We start from the raw sequence: 17,311 nt of genomic DNA, 5'->3' as shown, positions 1-17,311 counted from the left end.
GGTTTTTCGCAACACGCACAGGGAAGGCCCACCGAAATCGGGCCGGCGGAGGCAGAGGCACGGTGACTGGGACACGTCGGACGGCGGCAGCGGGCCCCGCGGAGACCGGGCCGGGCGGCGGGCGGCCGATGGTCATGCTGGCCGGTGGCCACGCTCGGGTTCGCGGTGAACTTCTGGGCATGGGCGCTGCTGAGCTCGCTGGGGCGCATCCCCGTCGGCGCGCTGACCGACCGTTCGGCGGCCGGGCGATGTTCCCCGCGGTCTCGCTGTTCACCATCGTGCCCGTCCTCTACCTGGGCCTGGCCGGGCACTCTTCGCTGGCGTCGCTGCTCGCGGGCGGGTTCTTCCTCGGCATCGCCGGCGCGACGTTCGCGGTCGGAGTCCCCTTCGTCAACGCCTGGTTCCCGCCCCGGCGGCGCGGGCTGGCGGTCGGGATCTTCGGCGCCGGGATGGGCGGCCACGTCGGCGGGCTGCTGATCCCCGACCGCTGGACCGAGGCCGCCGGCGTGACCGAGGACATGTACCACGTCGTCGCCGTGGTGCTCGGCACCGTCGCCGGCTTCTGCACCCTGGCCGGGCTGGCGATCCTGGTCTACCGGCGCCGCACGGTCGGACCGGTGTTCTCCGCCACCACCCGCAACGACAAGCTCATGTACGCCGTCCTGGCGCTGACCATCCTGCTCGGCCTGTCCGCGACCGTCGTCGCGAACATCGTCGGCGACGGCTACGACTACCGGGAGACGGTTTCGCCCTGGTTCCGGTCGATCTTCTACCTGCAGCCCGACCCCGACCTGATGACCGGTGTGCCGATCCTGTTCCAGCTCCACGCGATCAGCGCGCTCGTGCTGTTCGGCATCTGGCCGTTCACCCGGCTGGTCCACATGCTCACCGCGCCCGTCGGCTACCTGACCCGCCCCTACATCGTCTACCGCAGCCGCGACGAGCAGCTCGGCATGTACACCCCCCGCCGGGGATGGGAGCGGGCCTCCTGAGACCCCCCGACCGGGGTGCCGCCGGACGCCGCCGGGGCGGGCGGTAACGTTCCGGGGCCGACCCGTCCCACCACTCGCCCGGTACGTCCTCGGAGGCCCCTCGTGCTCGCCGTCACCACCGCCGACGTGCGGATCTTCCTGCACGTGCTCGCCGCGACAATCTGGGTCGGCGGGCAGATCACCCTCGGCGCGCTCGTGCCCGCGCTGCGCGGCTACGAGGGCGTCACCAAGGCCGCCGCGCGCCGGTTCAACACGATCGCCTGGCCCGCGTTCGCCGTCCTCGTCCTCACCGGCGTCTGGAACATCGTCGCGGACGACCTGGGAGGCGCCGCCCAGCGCACCCTGGAGGTGAAGCTGGTGTTCGTCCTGCTGTCCGGCGTGGCCGCGTTGCTGCACACCCGCGCCACGTCCAAGGCCGGCCTCGCCGCCTGGGGCGCCCTTGGGGCCCTGGGCGCGCTCCTGGCGCTGTTCTTCGGCGTCCAGCTCGGCTGACGCCCGCCGCCCCGCTGGCTGGGCGCGCCGGGGAAGATGGTAGATCGTCTAAGTTTGTCCCATGAGCGATTCCGTGGCGGTGGGGCTGGTCGGGGCGGGACCCTGGGCGGGGATGGTGCACGCGCCGGCGCTGGCGGCGGGCCCGCACACGCGGCTCGCGGGCGTGTGGGCGCGGCGGCCCGAGGCGTCCGCCGCGCTGGCGGGCGAGCACGGCGCGCCCTCGTTCGAGCGGATCGAGGAGCTGTTCGACGCCTGCGAGGCCGTGGCGTTCTCCGTCCCGCCGGACGTGCAGGCCGACCTCGCCGCCCGGGCCGCCCGGGCGGGCAAGGCCGTCCTGCTGGAGAAGCCCCTCGCCATGGACCTGGACGGGGCCCGCCGCCTCGCGGGCGCCGTCGCGGAGGCGGGCGTCGTCTCCCAGATGGTCCTCACGCTGCGCTACTCGCGCGCCGCCCGCGGCTTCCTCGACCGGGCGCGGGGGCTGGAGCCGTTCGGCGGCTACGGCTCGTTCGTCTCGTCCGTGCTGAGCGGGGGCCCCTTCGCCACCCCGTGGCGGCTGGAGAAGGGGGCGCTGCTCGACCTCGGCCCCCACATCGTCGACCTGTTGGACGCCGCACTCGGCCGGGTCGCCGGCGTGCGCGCGCACGGCGACCCCCTCGGCTGGCTGGGGCTGACGCTGGAGCACGAGGGCGGCGCGATCAGCCAGGCGTCGGTGTCGATGGCGGGCATGGGGGAGCTCCCGCCCGCCCACGTCGAGGTGTACGGGCGGGGCGGCCACGCGCGGCTCGACTGGTCGCAGCTCGGCGACGACGCGTTCGCCACGATGGTGGCCGAGTTCGCCGCCGCCGTCCGGAGCGGGACGGGCCCGCCGCTGGACGCCGCCCACGGCCTGCGGATCCAGGAGGTGCTCGCCTCGGCCGAGGCGCAGCTGGCCTGATCCGCCTGCCATGCTTGGTCCATGGCACGCACTATCGATGACATCCTCGCCGCGGCGCGCGACCGGCTCGCGCGCGTCCACCCCGACCAGGCCCACGCCGAGATGAGCGACGGGGCGCTGCTGGTCGACATCCGCCCGGCCGCCCAGCGCGCGGCGGAGGGCGAGATCCCGGACGCGCTGATCGTGGAGCGCAACGTTCTGGAATGGCGCCTCGACCCGGCCTCGGACGCTCGGCTGCCCCAGGCAACCGGGCACGACCTGCGCGTCATCGTGTTCTGCTCGGAGGGCTACACCTCCAGCCTCGCCGCCGCGTCCCTGCACGACCTCGGGCTGACCCGCGCGACCGACGTCGTGGGCGGGTTCCAGGCATGGCGCGCGGCGGGCCTGCCGACGACCGGGGCCGACGACCGGTGACCGGGTGAGTTGAGCTCTTAACATTCCTGGTGTTAACTTCTGGCCTGGCGTCCGGACGGAGGAGCGGGGCTATGAGCGACCGGCAGCGGCGGGGGCCCGCGCAGCGGCAGGACGCGATCGCCGAGGCGGTGCTCGCCGCGGGATCGGGGACGGCCGCCGAGCTCGCCGAGCGTTTCGGGGTCAGCCTCATGACGATCCACCGCGACCTGGACGAGCTGGAGCGCCAGGGCATCGTGCGCAAGTACCGCGGCGGGGTCACCGCGCAGCGGTCCGGGGTCTTCGAGAGCAGCGTCGCCTACCGGGCCAAGACGATGCGCGAGGAGAAGGAGGCCGTCGCCGCAAGGGCGGTGGAGCTGGTCGAGCCCGGCATGGCGATCATGCTCGACGACTCGACGACGGCCCTCGCCCTCGCCCGCCGGCTCCCCGGGCTCGGCCCGCTGACGATCGTCACCAACTTCCTGGACGGCCTGAACCTGCTGGCCCCGGTGCAGGGCATCCGGCTGATCGCGCTCGGCGGCGACTACGATCCGCTGCACAACTCGTTCATGGGCGTCTCGTGCGTCGAGATGATCGAGTCCCTGCAGGTCGACCTGTGCTTCGTGTCGACCTCGGCGGTGTCGGCGGGCAACGCCGGCCACCAGGAGCAGCGGGTCGTGGTCGTCAAACGGGCCATGCTGCGCAGCGCCGTCCGCAACGTCCTGCTGGTGGACCACACGAAGCTGGGTCGCACCGCGCTGCACCGGGTAGCGCCGCTGAGCGACTTCGAGCGGGTGGTCGTGGACGACGGGACGGCGCCGGAGGCGCTGGCCGAGCTGGCGAAGCACAAGGTCGACTACGACGTCGCCGTGCGCCCGCGCCGCTGACCTCCGTGTGAGCACGGACGTTACAACTAACATCGCCTGACCCGCGGGTGCCTAGTGCCCTCGCAGGATCGATGCTGAGCTGTGACCAGGCTTTTCGGGTTCTCCGAACGATCATGTTCACGATCACCCGTGTTAGTTAACGCCCATGTATTGACACTTCTAACGTTAAGGATGTTACGTTCTCCCCGCGGTGGCCGCCGATCCCGGTCGAGCGGACGCCGCATCGGCTCAATCGCCCCCTTCACGGGCGTACCCACGAGGAGAACTCTGTGAAGAAGCCCTCTCTCAGGACGGTCGCCGCGGCCGCCGCGGCGCTCGCGGCGCTCGCCCCCGCCGCGGCGTGCTCCTCCAAGAGCGCGGGGTCCGATGGCGGCGACGCGAAGAACGCCAAGATCGCGTTCCTCATGCCCGACATCGCCTCGACCCGCTACGAGCTCTACGACGCCCCGCTGTTCAAAGCCAAGATGAAGCAGCTGTGCGGCGGCTGCACGGTGCTCTACCAGAACGCCGGCGCTGACGCCTCCAAGCAGCAGCAGCAGGCCAGCTCGGTGCTCGCCCAGGGCGTCAAGGCCATCGTGATCGACCCGGTCGACTCGGCCGCGGCGGCGTCGATCGTCCGGATGGCGCAGTCCCGGAGCGTGAAGGTGATCGCCTACGACCGCCCCATCCCGGCGGCCAAGGCCGACTACTACGTCTCGTTCGACAACGAGAAGATCGGCGCGATGATCGGCCAGTCGCTGGTCGACCACCTCAAGCAGGAGAAGGCCGAGGGCGGCATCCTGGAGGTCAACGGCTCGCCGACGGACGCCGCCGCGAACCTGATCAAGAAGGGCATCCACAGCTCGGTCGACCCGAGCGGCTTCAAGCTGCTCGCCGAGTACGACACGCCCGGCTGGGAGCCCGCCAAGGCCCAGCAGTGGGTCACCGGCCAGATCAGCAAGTTCCGCGGCCAGATCGCGGGCGTCGTCGCCGCGAACGACGGCACCGGCGGCGCCGCCGTCGCCGCGTTCAAGGCCGCCGGCACCGACGTCCCGCCGGTGACCGGCAACGACGCCGAGCTCGCCGCCGCGCAGCGGATCATCGCCGGCGACCAGTACAACACGATCTCCAAGCCGATCAAGATCGTCGCGGAGGCCGCCGCCAACGCGGCCCACGCGTTCGTCCAGGGCGAGACGCCGAAGGGCAACACGACGCTGTTCGGCACGCCGTCGGAGCTGTTCACCCCGACCGTCGTCACCCAGGACAACATCGGCAAGGTCCTGCTCGGCCCGGACGGCGCCCTCAAGACCGACAAGGTCTGCACCGCCGAGTACGCGGCCGCCTGCGCCAAGCTCGGCCTCAAGTAGCGATCTCCCGAGGTTCGTCATGTCACCAACGCCCACCCCGGCCGCCGGCGCGGCGGGCCCGCTGCTGTCGCTGCGCGGCGTCAGCAAGTCGTTCGGCGCGGTCGCCGCGCTCACCGGCGTCGACCTGGACGTCGCCGCGGGCGAGGTCGTCGCCCTCGTCGGCGACAACGGCGCCGGCAAGTCCACCCTGGTGAAGGTCCTGTCCGGCGTGCACGCCCCGGACGCGGGGACCATCGCCTTCGAGTCGCGGGAGGTGAGCATCCCCACCCCGGCCGCGGCGCAGCAGCTCGGCATCGCGACCGTCTTCCAGGACCTCGCCCTCTGCGAGAACCTCAACGTGATCGAGAACCTGTTCCTCGGCCGCGAGCTGCGGGCGCTGCGCCTGGACGACGTCGCGATGGAGGTCCGCTCCCGCGAACTGCTCACCCAGCTCTCGGCGAAGATCCCCTCGGTGGCGGTCCCGGTCGCGGCGCTGTCGGGCGGCCAGCGGCAGACGGTGGCGATCGCCCGGTCGCTGCTCGGCGACCCGAAGGTCATCATCCTGGACGAGCCGACCGCCGCGCTCGGCGTGGCCCAGACCGCCGAGGTGCTCAACCTGATCGAGCGGCTCAGGGAGCGCGGCCACGGCGTCCTCATGATCAGCCACAACATGGCCGACGTGCGGGCCGTCGCCGACACCGTCGCGGTGCTGCGCCTCGGCCGCAACAACGGCGTGTTCGACGCGCGGACGACCTCCGCCGAGGAACTGGTCGCCGCCATCACCGGCGCGACCGACAACGTGGTGAGCCGCCGCGCCGGCAAGCTCCGTCCCGGAGCGGAGGACGCCCCCGCCGGGGCCGGCGGGAAGACCGAGACCGCGCAGGCGCGGGACGCCGCCGGCGGCGCGGACGAGCCGGACGGCGATCGGCCCGAGCGGGTCGCACCGGGCGGCCTGAGGAAGGGAGCGGGCGATGAGTGACCTCATGGCGCCCCCGGAGACCAAGACCGGTCTGCCGGGCGAGCCCGGGAACCGGGGGGTGCGCGCCATGCTGGCGGCGGCCGCCGACCGGGTCCGGGGCGGCGACCTCGGCGTCGCGCCGGTGGTCGGCGGGCTGATCGTGATCTGGACCGTGATGCAGATCCTCAATCCGGTCTTCCTGTCCAGCGCGAACCTGGTCAACCTGGCGCTGGAGTGCGTGCCGGTCGGCGTGATCGCGCTCGGCGTGGTGTTCATGCTGCTGGTCGGGCAGATCGACCTGTCGGTGGGGTCGGTGAGCGGGCTCAGCGCCGCCGTGGTCGCGGTGCTGTTCGTCGACCACGGCTGGCCGTCCTGGCTGGCGATCGTCGCGGCGGTGGCGCTGGCCGTCGCGCTCGGCTGGTTCTACGCGAAGGTGTTCAACCGGCTCGGCGTGCCCAGCTTCGTGATCACCCTGTCCGGGCTGCTCGGCTGGCTCGGCCTGCAGCTGTGGGTCCTCGGGCCCAAGGGCTCGATCAACCTGCCGTTCGACTCGCGGCTGGTGACGTTCGCCCAGCTCGACTTCCTCCCGCCGTGGCTGGCGTACGCGCTGGCCGCCGCGGGCGCGGGCGGGCTGTACCTGACGGGCCACAACCGTGCGGCGCAGCGCCGCAAGGCGGGCCTGCCCGCGACGACGGAGCGCACGCTCGTCCTGCGCAGCGCCGCCCTGCTGGCCGGCCTCGTCGTCGCGGTCTGGTACCTCAACCGGGACCGCGGCGTCGGCTGGATGTTCGTGCTGTTCCTGGCGCTCGTGCTCGCCACGCACTACGTCCTCTCCCGGACCAAGTACGGCAAGTCCGTGTACGCGGTCGGCGGCAACGTCGAGGCGGCCCGGCGCGCCGGCATCAACGTCAAGACCGTCTACGCCTCGGCGTTCGTCATGTGCACCACGCTCGCCGCGATCGGCGGCATCCTCGCCGCGGCGCGCCTGGCGGCGTCCAACCAGAGCAGCGGCGGCGGCGACGTCAACCTGAACGCGATCGCGGCGGCCGTCATCGGCGGGACGAGCCTGTTCGGCGGGCGCGGCAACGCGTTCGCGGCGCTGCTCGGCATCCTGGTCATCCAGTCGATCTCCAGCGGGCTGACGCTGCTGAACCTCGACTCGTCCTACCGCTTCATGGTCACCGGCGCGGTGCTGCTGCTCGCCGTGGCGCTGGACTCGGTCGCCCGCCGCTCGCGCGCCTCGCACGGCCGCGCCTGACCGGCACGGGTTGGATGGGACCACTACGCAACGGACGGGGGAGCCGATGACGGTCGTCTGCGTCGACGCGGGCACCACGATGATCAAGGCGGTGGGGTACGCCGGGGACGGCGCCGAACTGGCCGTCGCCCGGCGGCCCACCGAGGTGGCCCGGCCCGCGCCGGGGCATGCCGAGCAGGACATGGGCGCGGTGTGGCGGGCCGTCGCCGACGCGGTCCGGGAGGTGCTCGCGCAGGTCGGCGGCGACGTCGACTTCCTGGCCCTCACCGCGCAGGGCGACGGCTGCTGGCTGGTGGACGGCGACGGCGCCCCCACCGGCCCGGCGATCCTGTGGAACGACGGCCGCGCCGCCCCGGCCGTCGAGCGCTGGGCGGCCTCCGGCGTGCTGGAGCGGGCGTTCCGCGTCAACGGGTCGCTGCACTTCGCGGGCCTGCCGAACGCGATCCTCACCTGGCTGCGCGAGCACGACCCCGACCGGGTCGCCCGGTCGGCGGCGTCGCTCACCTGCGGCGGCTGGATCTTCTCCCGCCTCACCGGGCAGATCGCGGTGGACGGCTCGGACGCGTCCGCGCCCTTCCTGGACATCGCCGCGCTCCGCTTCTCGGACGACCTGCTCCGCGCCTACGACATGGAATGGGCGCGGCGGCTCCTGCCCGACCTGCGCGGCGACGACCGGCGCACCGCCCCCCTGACCCGGGACGCGGCGGACGAGCTGGGGCTGCCGGAGGGGCTGCCGGTCGTCCTCGCCCCCTACGACATCGCGTCCACCGCGATCGGCGTCGGCGCGGTCGACACCGGCCAGGCCTGCACGATCCTCGGCACGACGCTGTGCACGGAGACGGTCGTGGACGGCCCGCGCCTGAGCGGCGACCCGTCCGGCCTCACGGTCGCGATGGGCCTGCCGGGCCGCTACCTGCGGGCCTTCCCGACGCTCGCGGGCGGCCAGGTCGTCGACTGGGCGTGCCGCGTGCTCGGTTTCGCCGCGCCCGCGGCGCTCGCCGAGCTGGCGGCGCGGGCGGCGCCGGGCGCCGACGGCCTGGTCTTCCTGCCGTACCTGTCGCCGGCCGGCGAACGCGCGCCGTTCCTTGACCCGCGGGCGCGCGGCGCGTTCCACGGCCTCACCGTCCACCACGAGCGCGAGCACCTCGCCCGCGCCGTCCTGGAAGGGCTGAGCCTGGTCGTGCGCGACTGCCTGATGGCGGCCGGGACCCGCCCCACCGAGCTGCGGGTCAGCGGCGGCGGCTCGGCCAGCCCCGTCTGGCTGGGCATGCTGGCCGACGTGACGGGCGTCCCGGTCGTCCGGTCGGCCGACAGCGAGGCCGGCGCGCGCGGCGCGTTCATCGCCGGCCTCCTGGCCACCGGGCGGGCCGCCGGCGCCCGCGAGGCCGCCGACGCGCATGTCCGTCCGGGCGACGCCTACGCGCCCGACCCCGGCCGGGCCGCCCACTACGCCCAGGCCTATGAGGACTTCTTGGCGATCCGCACGGCCACGGCGCCCGCCTGGCCGACCCTCGCGGCGGCACGTGCCCGCACCGGCCAGGACGGCGGCGCCCGGTGACCGACCAGAACGAGGAGGTGTGGGTCGGGATCGACCTCGGGACGCAGAGCGTGCGCGCGCTGGCCGTCACCGCGTCGGGGGACGTGGCCGGGGCCGGCAGCCGGGCGCTGACCGGGCGGCGGGACGGCCCCCGGCACGAGCAGGACCCCGAGGACTGGTGGACGGCGGTGGGCGCCGCCTGCCGGGAGGCGCTGCGCGACGTCCCGGCGCAGGCGGTGCAGGCCGTCGCCGTCGACGCCACGTCCGGGACGATCCTGCTCACCGACGACGGCGGGCGGCCGCTCACCCCGGCGCTCATGTACGACGACACCCGCGCGGCCGGGCACGTCCAGCGGGTCGACGAGGCCGGCGGCGAGGTGTGGCGCAGCCTCGGCTACCAGCGCATGCAGCCCGCCTGGGCCCTGCCGAAACTGCTGTGGCTCCTGGAGCACCACCCGCGCGAGGGCGCCCGCCTCGCCCACCAGGCCGACTTCGTCAACAGGCGGTTGACCGGGCACGCGGTGGCCGCGGACCTCAGCAACGCGCTCAAGACCGGAGCGGACCTCATCGCCGAGGCATGGCCCGCGGACGTCCTCGACGCGCTCGGCGTCCCCGCCGATCTGCTCCCGCCGCTGGAACGGTCCGGCACGCCGCTCGGGACGGTCTGCGCGGCGGCCGCCGAAGCGACCGGCCTCCCCGAGGGGACCGCCGTCGTCGCGGGCGCCACCGACGGGTGCGCCGCGCAGCTCGGGACGGGACGCCTCACCGTCGGATCGTGGAACTCCGTCCTCGGGACGACCCTCGTCCTCAAGGGCGTCAGCGACGACCTCGTCCAGGACCCGTTCGGCGTCGTCTACTCCCACAAGGCCCCCGACGGGCGGTGGCTGCCCGGCGGCGCCTCCAGCACCGGCGCCGGCGCGATCTCCCGGGACTTCCCCGGCCGCGACCTGGCCGACCTGGACCGGCGCGCCGCCCGGCGCGAGCCGGCGGCGGCGCTGGCCTACCCGCTCGTCCCGGCGGGGGAGCGGTTCCCGTTCCTCGCGCCGGACGCCCGCGGGTTCCGGCTGGACGGGACGGGCGACGAGGCCGACGACTTCGCCGCCGTCCTTCAGGGCGTCGGCTACCTGGAGCGGCTCTGCTTCGACCACCTCGACCTGCTCGGCGCGCCCACCGGCGGTGACCTGACGCTGACGGGCGGGGCCGCGCGCAGCCGGTACTGGTGCCAGCTGCGCGCCGACATCCTCGGCCGCCCCGTCGTGCTGCCCCGGCAGGCCGAGCCCGCTCTCGGCGCCGCCGTCCTCGCCGCCGCGCCGGGCCGCGACGTCGCCGAGACCGCCGGGCGGATGGTCGCCGTCAAGGCGGTGATCGACCCGCGTCCGGAGAGGGCCGGCGTGTTCGACGCGCCCTACCTGCGCCTGGTCGGTGAGCTCGAACGGCGCGGGTGGCTGCCCGCCGCGACCGCCGCGCACGCACGCGAGAGGACATCCCGATGACGCGCCTCATCCTCGTCCGGCACGGGGAGACCGAGTGGCACGCCGACAACCGCTACGCGGGGATCAGCGACGTCGCGCTGACCCCGCGCGGCCTGGACCAGGCCCGCACGCTGGCCGCGTGGGCGGGCACGGACCGGCCCGACGCGGTGTGGTGCTCGGACCTGTCGCGGTCCCGGCTGACCGCGGCGCCGTCCGCCGCGGCGATCGGCGCGCGGCTGCACGTCGACGAACGGCTCCGGGAGCTGGACTTCGGGCACGGCGAGGGGCTCACCCGCGCGGAGATGGAACGCAAGTTCCCCGAGGAGCTGCGCGCGTTCCTGGCCGACCCCGTCGCCGCCCACCTGCCCGGCGGCGAGGACCCGGCCGCCGCCGCCCGGCGCTTCACCGCGTGCCTGGACGACATCGCCCGCGTGCACCAGGGCGGCCGCGTCCTGGTCGTCGCGCACTCCACGGCGATCCGGCTCGCGCTGTGCCGGCTGCTGGGGGTGCCGCTCAAGGACTACCGGCGGCGGTTCCCGTCGCTGGGCAACTGCGCACTGACCGAGATCCGGCTCCGGGACGGCGAGGCCGCCCTCCTGGAGTTCAACACCCCACTGGAGCGATGAATGACTACCCGCGTGCTCGCGGCCGGTGACCTTTTCGTCCGCAACGAGCTGTTCATCGACGCTCTGCGCGCCGAGGCGCCCGGCGACCTGGCGTTCTCGGAGGTCACCCTGCCGTGGCCGGTGGAGCCGTTCGGGCGCGTCGCCGAGGTCGACGAGGCGTCCGGGACCGAGGAGCAGCTCATCGGGGCGCTGCGCGGCGCCGAGGTCTGCGTCACCCAGATGGCCCCGCTGACCCGGCGGATCCTGGAGGACTCGCCGGACCTGCGGCTCTTCGGGATCAGCCGCGGCGGGCCCGTCAACGCCAACCTGGAGGCGGCGACCGAGCACGGTGTGGCCGTCTGCTTCGCTCCCGGACGCAACGCCGGCGCCACCGCCGAGCACACCCTCGGGCTGATCCTCGCGGCGGTGCGGCGGATCCCGCAGACGCACGTCGACCTGATGGCGGGGCAGTGGCGCGGCGACTACTACCGCTACGACGACGTCGGCATCGAGATCCACGGCAGCACCGTCGGCCTCGTCGGCTGCGGCGCCGTGGGCCGCCGCGTCGCCCGGGCGCTCGCCGCGCTCGGCGCCCGCGTGCTCGTCCACGACCCGTACCTGGACGACCTCGGCGACCTGTCCGGCATCGCCTCACTCGTCCCGCTCGACGAGCTGCTGGCACGCGCGCAGATCGTCTCCCTGCACGCCCGTGCCACGCCGCAGACCACGGGGATGATCGGCGTCGCGCAGATCGCGGCGATGCCGCCCGGCTCCATCATCGTCAACTGCGCGCGCGGATCGCTGCTGGACTACGAGGCCGTCTGCGACGCCGCCGAGTCCGGGCACCTGTTCGCCGCCGCGTTCGACGTCTTCCCCGAGGAGCCGATCCCCGCCGGGTCGCGGCTGCTGACCACCCCGAACATCATCGTCACGCCGCACCTGGCCGGGGCCAGCAAGCAGACCGCCGCCAACGCGGCCCGCATCCTCGCCGCCGACGTCGGCCGCCACCTGCGCGGCGAGCCCCTGCTGCACTGCGCGAACCCTGAGGTGTTGGAGGCCCCCCGGCCGGCCCGCCCCTGAACCTCCTCCCCACCACCCCCACCACCCCCACCACAAGGAGGCACGATGCACGGACCCGGACTCGGCGAAGCTGCTCCCACCCGCCGCAGAGTCCTCGGCTTCGCGGGCGCCGCCACGCTCGCCGGAGCCGCCGCCCTGGCCGGCGCCCGCCCCGCCGCGGCCGACGGACGCACCTACACCTTCGACCCGCTGTTCAACGTCCCCCACACCGACAACATGCAGGGCCTCGCCTACCGCCGCGGCCGCTTCTACGTCGGCTTCGACGTGGGCGGCGGCCACGGCGTCATCCGCGAGTACGACCGCGACGGCACCACCCTCAAGGAGAGCGCGCCGCTCGCCGTCGGGCACGCCGCCGAGATCAGCGTCCGCGACCGCGACGGGCTCCTCTACGTCGCCACCGGCGGCGGGACCAACCCCACCAAGGTCAACGTCGTGGACTGGAGCGGCGAGCCGGAGGTCGTGCGCACCATCGACTTCGGCTCGCTCGGCAACTCCGGCCTGGTCGCCGTCGACAACCGGCGCGACGGCCTGCTCGTGCACGCCGGACCGGGTGACCAGGGCCCGTTCGTGTTCGCGTTCACCGACCTCGACGGCACCGTCCGCTCGACCTTCGGCCTCGGCTACCAGGGCGTCCCGCAGGGCCTGGAGATGGCCGGCGACAAGGTCCTCTACTACACCAACGACACCATCACCGTGCTGGACCGGGCAGGGAAGATCCTGGAGGCGATCGACATCCCGCTGACCGGGGAGAGCGAGGGGCTGGCGGTCGCGCCCGCCGGCCGCGGAACCCGCGTCTTCTTCGGCTACAACAAGCCGAACCGCGTGTACGCGATGAAGCCCGTGTTCCACTGACGGCCAGGCGCGCGGCCGGTTCCGTCCTCGGCTCCCGTCCCGGCCGCGCGCCATCCCGTCTCTGCGCACGAAGTGCTTAAATTTCCGGTCGATATCACGGTCAGCTTAGTGTCCGGCCGCCCCCGTTTAGCGGAATTCTCTAGACTGTGGATATTCGGCTGAACGGGGTCTTGCTTTTCACAGCCACTCGGGTAGAAAAAATCAAATCCCTCTTCCCGAGGAGGAACCCCGTGAAAGCTCCCATCAGGCTGGCCGCGCCCCTGGCGGCCGCCTCCGCCGCGCTGGCCCTGACGGCGCCCGCCGCGTTGGCCGCCACCACCACCATCCGCCAGGAGACCGCCACCGGAACGCCCTACTCCGGCAACTGGCAGGTCGCCACCGTCGGGGCGCTCGCGTTCTCCGTCAACTACCTGGGCGTGAAGGTGACCGGTTCCTGCGACGGCGCCCAACTGCGGGGCACCGTCCAGTCCTCCGGCGCGGGCGAGCTGACCGCCGCGTCGATCGGCGCGTGCCGGACCTCCAACGGCCTCAGCTCCCCGGCCACCGACCTCGACCTCGGCCAGATGCCCGACAAGAGCGGGAACGTCGCCTATGACCCGGTATCTGGAGGCCGGGACGGCACCCTGTCCATCAACGGCGGCCTCCGCTTCAAGATGGAGGGCAAGATCCTTGGCGTCACCGTCACCTGCTACTACGGATTCCGGACGGGGAGCACCGACGGTCTGCGCTTCGACGTCTACAACCGCGACAACCCGAACCGCCCGCTGCCGAACCAGGACGACGCGCAGGGCAAGGCCGACGGCATCACGCTCGTGCGGCAGTCGGGAAGCAGCGGCCTCTGCCCGTCCAACGGCACCGGCAGCGGCTCCGCCATCGCCCGCGGTGAGACCACGCCGGGCTCCGGGGTCTTCGACCGCAAGCTCTACCTGACCTCGTAGCCCCGCAGGGCGTGCGGAGAGGCGGCCGGGTCCGGGGCCGGTGCAAGGGAGTGGTCATCCTCCTCGGGCCCGGCCGCCCTCACTGCGCCCTCGCGGTGCTGGGTCGCCGTGTCGGGAGGAACGACCGGGGGCGTACGGCCGAATCCTCCTGGACGATCGCGAGGAATTCGAGCGTAACTCCGCAGTTCAGTCCTCAGTAATGACTGCGTGCTTACAGTTGTTTCCCACGCGTGTCCGAGCCCTGTTGTGGCAAAATCACCCGTCGTTCGCGCGGTGGTCCGCGCGCCGGAGTCGGCCGCTACGGGACAATGGGAGACATGAGAGCGGTGGCCATCTCCGACACCCACGCGCCCCGGCGCTGGAAGTCGTGCCCGCCGCGGGTGGCCGAGCACCTGCGGGACGCCGACGTGATCCTGCACGCCGGCGACGTGTGCGTCGCGTACGTCCTGGACGAGCTGGCCGAGTACGCGCCCGTCCACGCCGTCCTCGGCAACAACGACGGGCCGGACGTGGCCGAGTGGGGCGCGCCCGAGCGCCTCGAAGTCGACCTGGACGGCCTCGCCGTCGCGATGGTCCACGACAGCGGCCAGGCCCGGGGCCGCACCGCCCGGATGCGGCGCTGGTTCCCCGGCGCCGACCTCGTCGTGTTCGGGCACTCGCACATCCCGCTGGACGAGACCGGCGACGGCGTCCGCATCTTCAACCCCGGGTCGCCGACCGACCGGCGCCGCCAGCCGCACGGCACCCTCGGCCTCCTGGACATCGCCGGGGGCCGGCTCACCGGGGCGCGGATCGTCCCCGTGACCTGACCCTCGACCTGCGGCGCGCCGCGTGGAATCGTCCCCCGGAGACGACCGCGAGGATGAGAGGGACCCCGCCATGACCGACCGCGTCACCGTGCACGTCCACGAGGGGGTCGCCGACGTGCGGCTCAACCGTCCCGACAAGCTGAACGCCCTCGACCTCGCCACGTTCGAGGCGCTCGCCCGGACCGGGGACGCCCTCGCCGCGGACGCCTCCGTCCGGGCCGTGGTCCTGTCGGGGGAGGGCCGCGCGTTCTGCGCCGGCCTGGACTTCGCCGGATTCGCCGCCATGGCCGGTGCCGGCGCCGGGCGGCGCGCCGACGACATCACCGCGCGCGAGCCGGGGCGCGTCACCAACCTCGGGCAGCAGGCCGTGCACGTGTGGCGGGAACTGCCGCAGCCCGTCATCGCCGCCGTCCACGGGCACGCCCTCGGCGGCGGGCTGCAGATCGCGCTCGGCGCCGACATCCGGATCGTCGCCCCGGACGCGCGCCTGTCGGTGCTGGAGATCCGCTGGGGCCTGGTACCCGACATGACCGGCACGGCGGCGCTGATACGCCTCGTCGGAGAGGACGTCGCGAAGGAGCTCACCTTCACCGGCCGCACGATCTCCGGCGCGGACGCCGTCCGCATCGGGCTGGCCACCCGCGCGGCCGACGACCCGCATGCCGCCGCGACGGAGCTCGCCCGCGAGATCGCCGGCAACAGCCCCGACGCCGTCCGCGGAGCCAAGCGCCTCCTCAACCGCGCCGCCGACACCGACCTGGCCGGCCAGTTCCTGGAGGAGTCCCGGACGCTCGGCGCCCTGCGCGGAAGCCCGAACCAGGTCGAGGCCGTCCGCGCCTACTTCGACAAGCGCCCGCCCGCCCGCCTTCACCGATCCCGCCTGACGCGCCCTCCGGCGCCCGCGAGCCGGGCAACCGAGGCGCAGCCGAACGCATCAACGCGTACCCGGCCTCGTAGAAGACGCGAGCACCCACCTCGCGTTGTTCTGCTTCGGTCACCGCTACTACAAGCTCACCCAGGAAGGCGCCGAGAGCGCCCGCATCGCCCCGGCCAAGGCGCACGCCAACCGCGCCGGCGTCCCGAAGCCCCCGAAGTCGCCTCATGACGCCTTTCGCGGCGTCCGATGACCGGCTCTGCCCCCGTCGCGCGTCTCAGTTCGACCCTGGCGACCTTCCTGTCTGACCCTACGGAGCAGGTCTTCGGCGAGTAGTGGGTTGAGCCCGCTCAGCGAGCTGCCCGCCCGCCGGTCGCGGGTTGGTCACCTGCCGTCCATCCTGTGCGGCGCGCCGCGTTGGGCTTGGACGTCGCGCCGCCCGGCCCTTGGCCGTTCGTGGTCAGGCGGCGAGAACCGATCCGACCGGCAGGTTCCTGATCAGCCAGAAGAGAAGGATGGTGCCGAACAGGACCCAGATCAGTGCGGGGTGCGCCACCTTCGACCTCACCGGACGATCCAGGGCGCGGGCTCTTGCCCACCGGAGCCAGAAGAACGCCAGAACCGGGAGCATCGCGACGGTCAGTACGTTCAGCCCGAACGCTTCCTGGAGATGACCGTGGGCGAGCGCGTGCACGGTGCGCATCGATCCGCAGCCCGGACACTGGAACCCGGTGAGAGCGAGGAACGGGCAGGTCGGATAGTGCCCTGCCTCGTTGGGGTCGACCGCGGCGACGTACAGGACGGCCGCGACGCAGAGGATCAGCACCCCGCCCGGCCGCAGCAACCGGACGGCGAGGGGCCGCTCAGCACCGTCCGGTGCCTCCGGAACCAGCCCGTCCCGCGGGAGCGGGACGGGCTGGGACTCGTTCGTCATCGGTCAGCTGCCACTGTTCCCCATCATGGCGATGACGAAGTAGATGGCACCGACGACCACGCCGAGGACCGCGGACACGATCGCCCAGGTCTTCGCGTTATTGGACGACTTGAGCGCACCGGCCTGGTCGCCGGCGGACCACTTGGAGTTGACCTGGGCGGCGTAGACGATGGAAACGACTCCGGCGGGCAGGCAGCACAGGATCGTGGTCGCGATCGCCCACGGGAGGTGGTTCGGGGGCGGAGAGCCGCCGCCGGAGGTCGGGGGCGGCGGCGGGGCGGGTGGGTAGGCCATGTTGGTACCTCTCCTGCTCGGGCTGGGTGATCTACTTAGGTAGATGGTGACAGGACACGCCGGGTTCCCCCAATACGCCGCAACCTGGCAGAGGAGCACCTTGCCGGGCCGCCGATTTGACGCGGGCGCTCCGGCCGCGTAGGTTAACCCCTCGTCCCCTCACGGATGCAGGACGCCCACGTGGCGGCCGGCCGAAGCATGGGGAAACCACCTACGAACCAGCCGACACGGCCTCGCCGTGCCTGCCGTGCCGTGGTGGGTCGGAAAGGTTCGGTTTTGACAATCGGCCCGGATCTGATGAAATAGCACCACCGCCGGGAAGGAACCGCGCAAGCGGAACCGGAATGGCGTATCGGAAAAGCCCGGAATTGACAGTCCGGGCGGACCTGATAAAGTAAGAGAGTAGCCCCGGGGCGGGAAACGCGAAAGCGGATCCGGCACGGTGGGTGTCTGTTTCTTGAGAACTCAACAGCGTGTTAAAAGCCAGTGCCTTTATCGGCTCGGTCTTTAAGGCCGGGTCGCCCCGTGCCATCTCGCTTTTGTGGGGTGGTGGGGATTTCTTTGAGGCAATGCTGTCCCCTTTTCGGGGGGATGGTGATGCTGGGATTGTTTCCTGAGGTTTGGCCGGCTGGGGTTCGCCCCCTGGCTGGTCGTGTGGCCTTGATGGAGAGTTTGATCCT

The 17,311-nt window shown here is 73.0% G+C and carries 18 protein-coding genes; 16 read left to right on the top strand and 2 right to left on the bottom strand.

Going from position 1 to position 17,311, the window contains the following annotated elements:
* Positions 1-248 precede the first annotated feature (248 nt).
* From narI to CHC11_RS37375, 16 genes are all read left to right on the top strand, one after another.
* Positions 249-992 (top strand): respiratory nitrate reductase subunit gamma, encoded by a 744-nt coding sequence (gene narI, locus CHC11_RS37450; protein ID WP_179279199.1) that lies wholly within the window; start codon positions 249-251, stop codon positions 990-992.
* Positions 993-1,094: 102 nt separating this feature from the next.
* On the top strand, positions 1,095-1,484 hold the full coding sequence (locus tag CHC11_RS37445; RefSeq protein WP_089316647.1) for a hypothetical protein: 390 nt from the start codon (positions 1,095-1,097) through the stop codon (positions 1,482-1,484).
* A gap of 61 nt (positions 1,485-1,545) precedes the next feature.
* Positions 1,546-2,418: a Gfo/Idh/MocA family protein gene (locus tag CHC11_RS37440; RefSeq protein WP_089316646.1), complete on the top strand. Its 873-nt coding sequence runs from the start codon at positions 1,546-1,548 to the stop codon at positions 2,416-2,418.
* Between the two features lie 21 nt (positions 2,419-2,439).
* The gene (locus tag CHC11_RS37435; protein WP_089316645.1) at positions 2,440-2,832 is read left to right on the top strand and encodes a rhodanese-like domain-containing protein; all 393 of its coding nucleotides are present in this window, start codon (positions 2,440-2,442) and stop codon (positions 2,830-2,832) included.
* Positions 2,833-2,903: 71 nt separating this feature from the next.
* Positions 2,904-3,695: a DeoR/GlpR family DNA-binding transcription regulator gene (locus CHC11_RS37430; protein ID WP_089316644.1), complete on the top strand. Its 792-nt coding sequence runs from the start codon at positions 2,904-2,906 to the stop codon at positions 3,693-3,695.
* A 269-nt stretch (positions 3,696-3,964) separates the two neighbouring features.
* Entirely contained in the window at positions 3,965-5,041 is a 1,077-nt protein-coding gene (locus tag CHC11_RS37425; RefSeq protein WP_089316643.1) for a substrate-binding domain-containing protein, read from the top strand.
* A gap of 19 nt (positions 5,042-5,060) precedes the next feature.
* Positions 5,061-5,999 (top strand): ATP-binding cassette domain-containing protein, encoded by a 939-nt coding sequence (locus tag CHC11_RS37420; protein WP_089316642.1) that lies wholly within the window; start codon positions 5,061-5,063, stop codon positions 5,997-5,999.
* Positions 5,992-7,236, top strand: a complete 1,245-nt coding sequence (locus CHC11_RS37415) for a sugar ABC transporter permease (protein WP_089316641.1) — start codon at positions 5,992-5,994, stop codon at positions 7,234-7,236. The genes CHC11_RS37420 and CHC11_RS37415 overlap by 8 nt, the downstream gene beginning before the upstream one ends.
* 46 nt (positions 7,237-7,282) lie before the next feature.
* Positions 7,283-8,794: an FGGY-family carbohydrate kinase gene (locus tag CHC11_RS37410; RefSeq protein ID WP_089316640.1), complete on the top strand. Its 1,512-nt coding sequence runs from the start codon at positions 7,283-7,285 to the stop codon at positions 8,792-8,794.
* Positions 8,791-10,266 (top strand): FGGY-family carbohydrate kinase, encoded by a 1,476-nt coding sequence (locus CHC11_RS37405; protein WP_089316639.1) that lies wholly within the window; start codon positions 8,791-8,793, stop codon positions 10,264-10,266. The genes CHC11_RS37410 and CHC11_RS37405 overlap by 4 nt, the downstream gene beginning before the upstream one ends.
* A complete protein-coding gene (locus tag CHC11_RS37400) occupies positions 10,263-10,871 on the top strand; it encodes a histidine phosphatase family protein (protein WP_089316638.1) in 609 nt (202 codons plus the stop codon). The genes CHC11_RS37405 and CHC11_RS37400 overlap by 4 nt, the downstream gene beginning before the upstream one ends.
* The gene (locus CHC11_RS37395) at positions 10,872-11,930 is read left to right on the top strand and encodes a 2-hydroxyacid dehydrogenase (protein WP_089316637.1); all 1,059 of its coding nucleotides are present in this window, start codon (positions 10,872-10,874) and stop codon (positions 11,928-11,930) included.
* A gap of 45 nt (positions 11,931-11,975) precedes the next feature.
* Positions 11,976-12,782 (top strand): hypothetical protein, encoded by an 807-nt coding sequence (locus CHC11_RS37390; protein WP_089316636.1) that lies wholly within the window; start codon positions 11,976-11,978, stop codon positions 12,780-12,782.
* Positions 12,783-13,012: 230 nt separating this feature from the next.
* Positions 13,013-13,720, top strand: coding sequence for a hypothetical protein (locus tag CHC11_RS37385; protein WP_089316635.1), 708 nt, complete (start codon positions 13,013-13,015; stop codon positions 13,718-13,720).
* Positions 13,721-14,037: 317 nt separating this feature from the next.
* Positions 14,038-14,529, top strand: a complete 492-nt coding sequence (locus CHC11_RS37380) for a metallophosphoesterase family protein (protein ID WP_089316634.1) — start codon at positions 14,038-14,040, stop codon at positions 14,527-14,529.
* Positions 14,530-14,599: 70 nt separating this feature from the next.
* Positions 14,600-15,634, top strand: coding sequence for a crotonase/enoyl-CoA hydratase family protein (locus tag CHC11_RS37375; protein WP_089316633.1), 1,035 nt, complete (start codon positions 14,600-14,602; stop codon positions 15,632-15,634).
* A 229-nt stretch (positions 15,635-15,863) separates the two neighbouring features.
* Here the strand turns inward: CHC11_RS37375 and CHC11_RS37370 are convergent, their stop codons facing one another.
* Both CHC11_RS37370 and CHC11_RS37365 read right to left on the bottom strand, forming a co-directional pair.
* The gene (locus CHC11_RS37370; protein ID WP_089316632.1) at positions 15,864-16,337 is read right to left on the bottom strand and encodes a DUF2752 domain-containing protein; all 474 of its coding nucleotides are present in this window, start codon (positions 16,335-16,337) and stop codon (positions 15,864-15,866) included.
* 3 nt (positions 16,338-16,340) lie between these two features.
* Positions 16,341-16,631: a CD225/dispanin family protein gene (locus CHC11_RS37365; RefSeq protein WP_089316631.1), complete on the bottom strand. Its 291-nt coding sequence runs from the start codon at positions 16,629-16,631 to the stop codon at positions 16,341-16,343.
* Positions 16,632-17,311 lie beyond the last annotated feature (680 nt).

Source organism: Actinomadura mexicana (genome assembly GCF_900188105.1).
Classification (GTDB): Bacteria; Actinomycetota; Actinomycetes; order Streptosporangiales; family Streptosporangiaceae; genus Spirillospora; species Spirillospora mexicana.
This window is presented reverse-complemented; position numbering and strand designations above follow the sequence as displayed.

Bases quoted from the DNA above. Each gene is read 5' to 3' on its own strand.
- CHC11_RS37415 (WP_089316641.1), top strand. From the start codon at position 5,992: ATGAGTGACCTCATGGCGCCCCCGGAGACCAAGACCGGTCTGCCGGGC.
- CHC11_RS37435 (WP_089316645.1), top strand. From the start codon at position 2,440: ATGGCACGCACTATCGATGACATCCTCGCCGCGGCGCGCGACCGGCTC.
- CHC11_RS37400 (WP_089316638.1), top strand. From the start codon at position 10,263: ATGACGCGCCTCATCCTCGTCCGGCACGGGGAGACCGAGTGGCACGCC.
- CHC11_RS37365 (WP_089316631.1), bottom strand. From the start codon at position 16,631: ATGGCCTACCCACCCGCCCCGCCGCCGCCCCCGACCTCCGGCGGCGGC.
- CHC11_RS37440 (WP_089316646.1), top strand. From the start codon at position 1,546: ATGAGCGATTCCGTGGCGGTGGGGCTGGTCGGGGCGGGACCCTGGGCG.
- CHC11_RS37420 (WP_089316642.1), top strand. From the start codon at position 5,061: ATGTCACCAACGCCCACCCCGGCCGCCGGCGCGGCGGGCCCGCTGCTG.
- CHC11_RS37410 (WP_089316640.1), top strand. From the start codon at position 7,283: ATGACGGTCGTCTGCGTCGACGCGGGCACCACGATGATCAAGGCGGTG.
- CHC11_RS37390 (WP_089316636.1), top strand. From the start codon at position 11,976: ATGCACGGACCCGGACTCGGCGAAGCTGCTCCCACCCGCCGCAGAGTC.
- CHC11_RS37370 (WP_089316632.1), bottom strand. From the start codon at position 16,337: ATGACGAACGAGTCCCAGCCCGTCCCGCTCCCGCGGGACGGGCTGGTT.
- CHC11_RS37430 (WP_089316644.1), top strand. From the start codon at position 2,904: ATGAGCGACCGGCAGCGGCGGGGGCCCGCGCAGCGGCAGGACGCGATC.
- CHC11_RS37380 (WP_089316634.1), top strand. From the start codon at position 14,038: ATGAGAGCGGTGGCCATCTCCGACACCCACGCGCCCCGGCGCTGGAAG.
- CHC11_RS37375 (WP_089316633.1), top strand. From the start codon at position 14,600: ATGACCGACCGCGTCACCGTGCACGTCCACGAGGGGGTCGCCGACGTG.
- CHC11_RS37395 (WP_089316637.1), top strand. From the start codon at position 10,872: ATGACTACCCGCGTGCTCGCGGCCGGTGACCTTTTCGTCCGCAACGAG.
- narI (WP_179279199.1), top strand. From the start codon at position 249: ATGTTCCCCGCGGTCTCGCTGTTCACCATCGTGCCCGTCCTCTACCTG.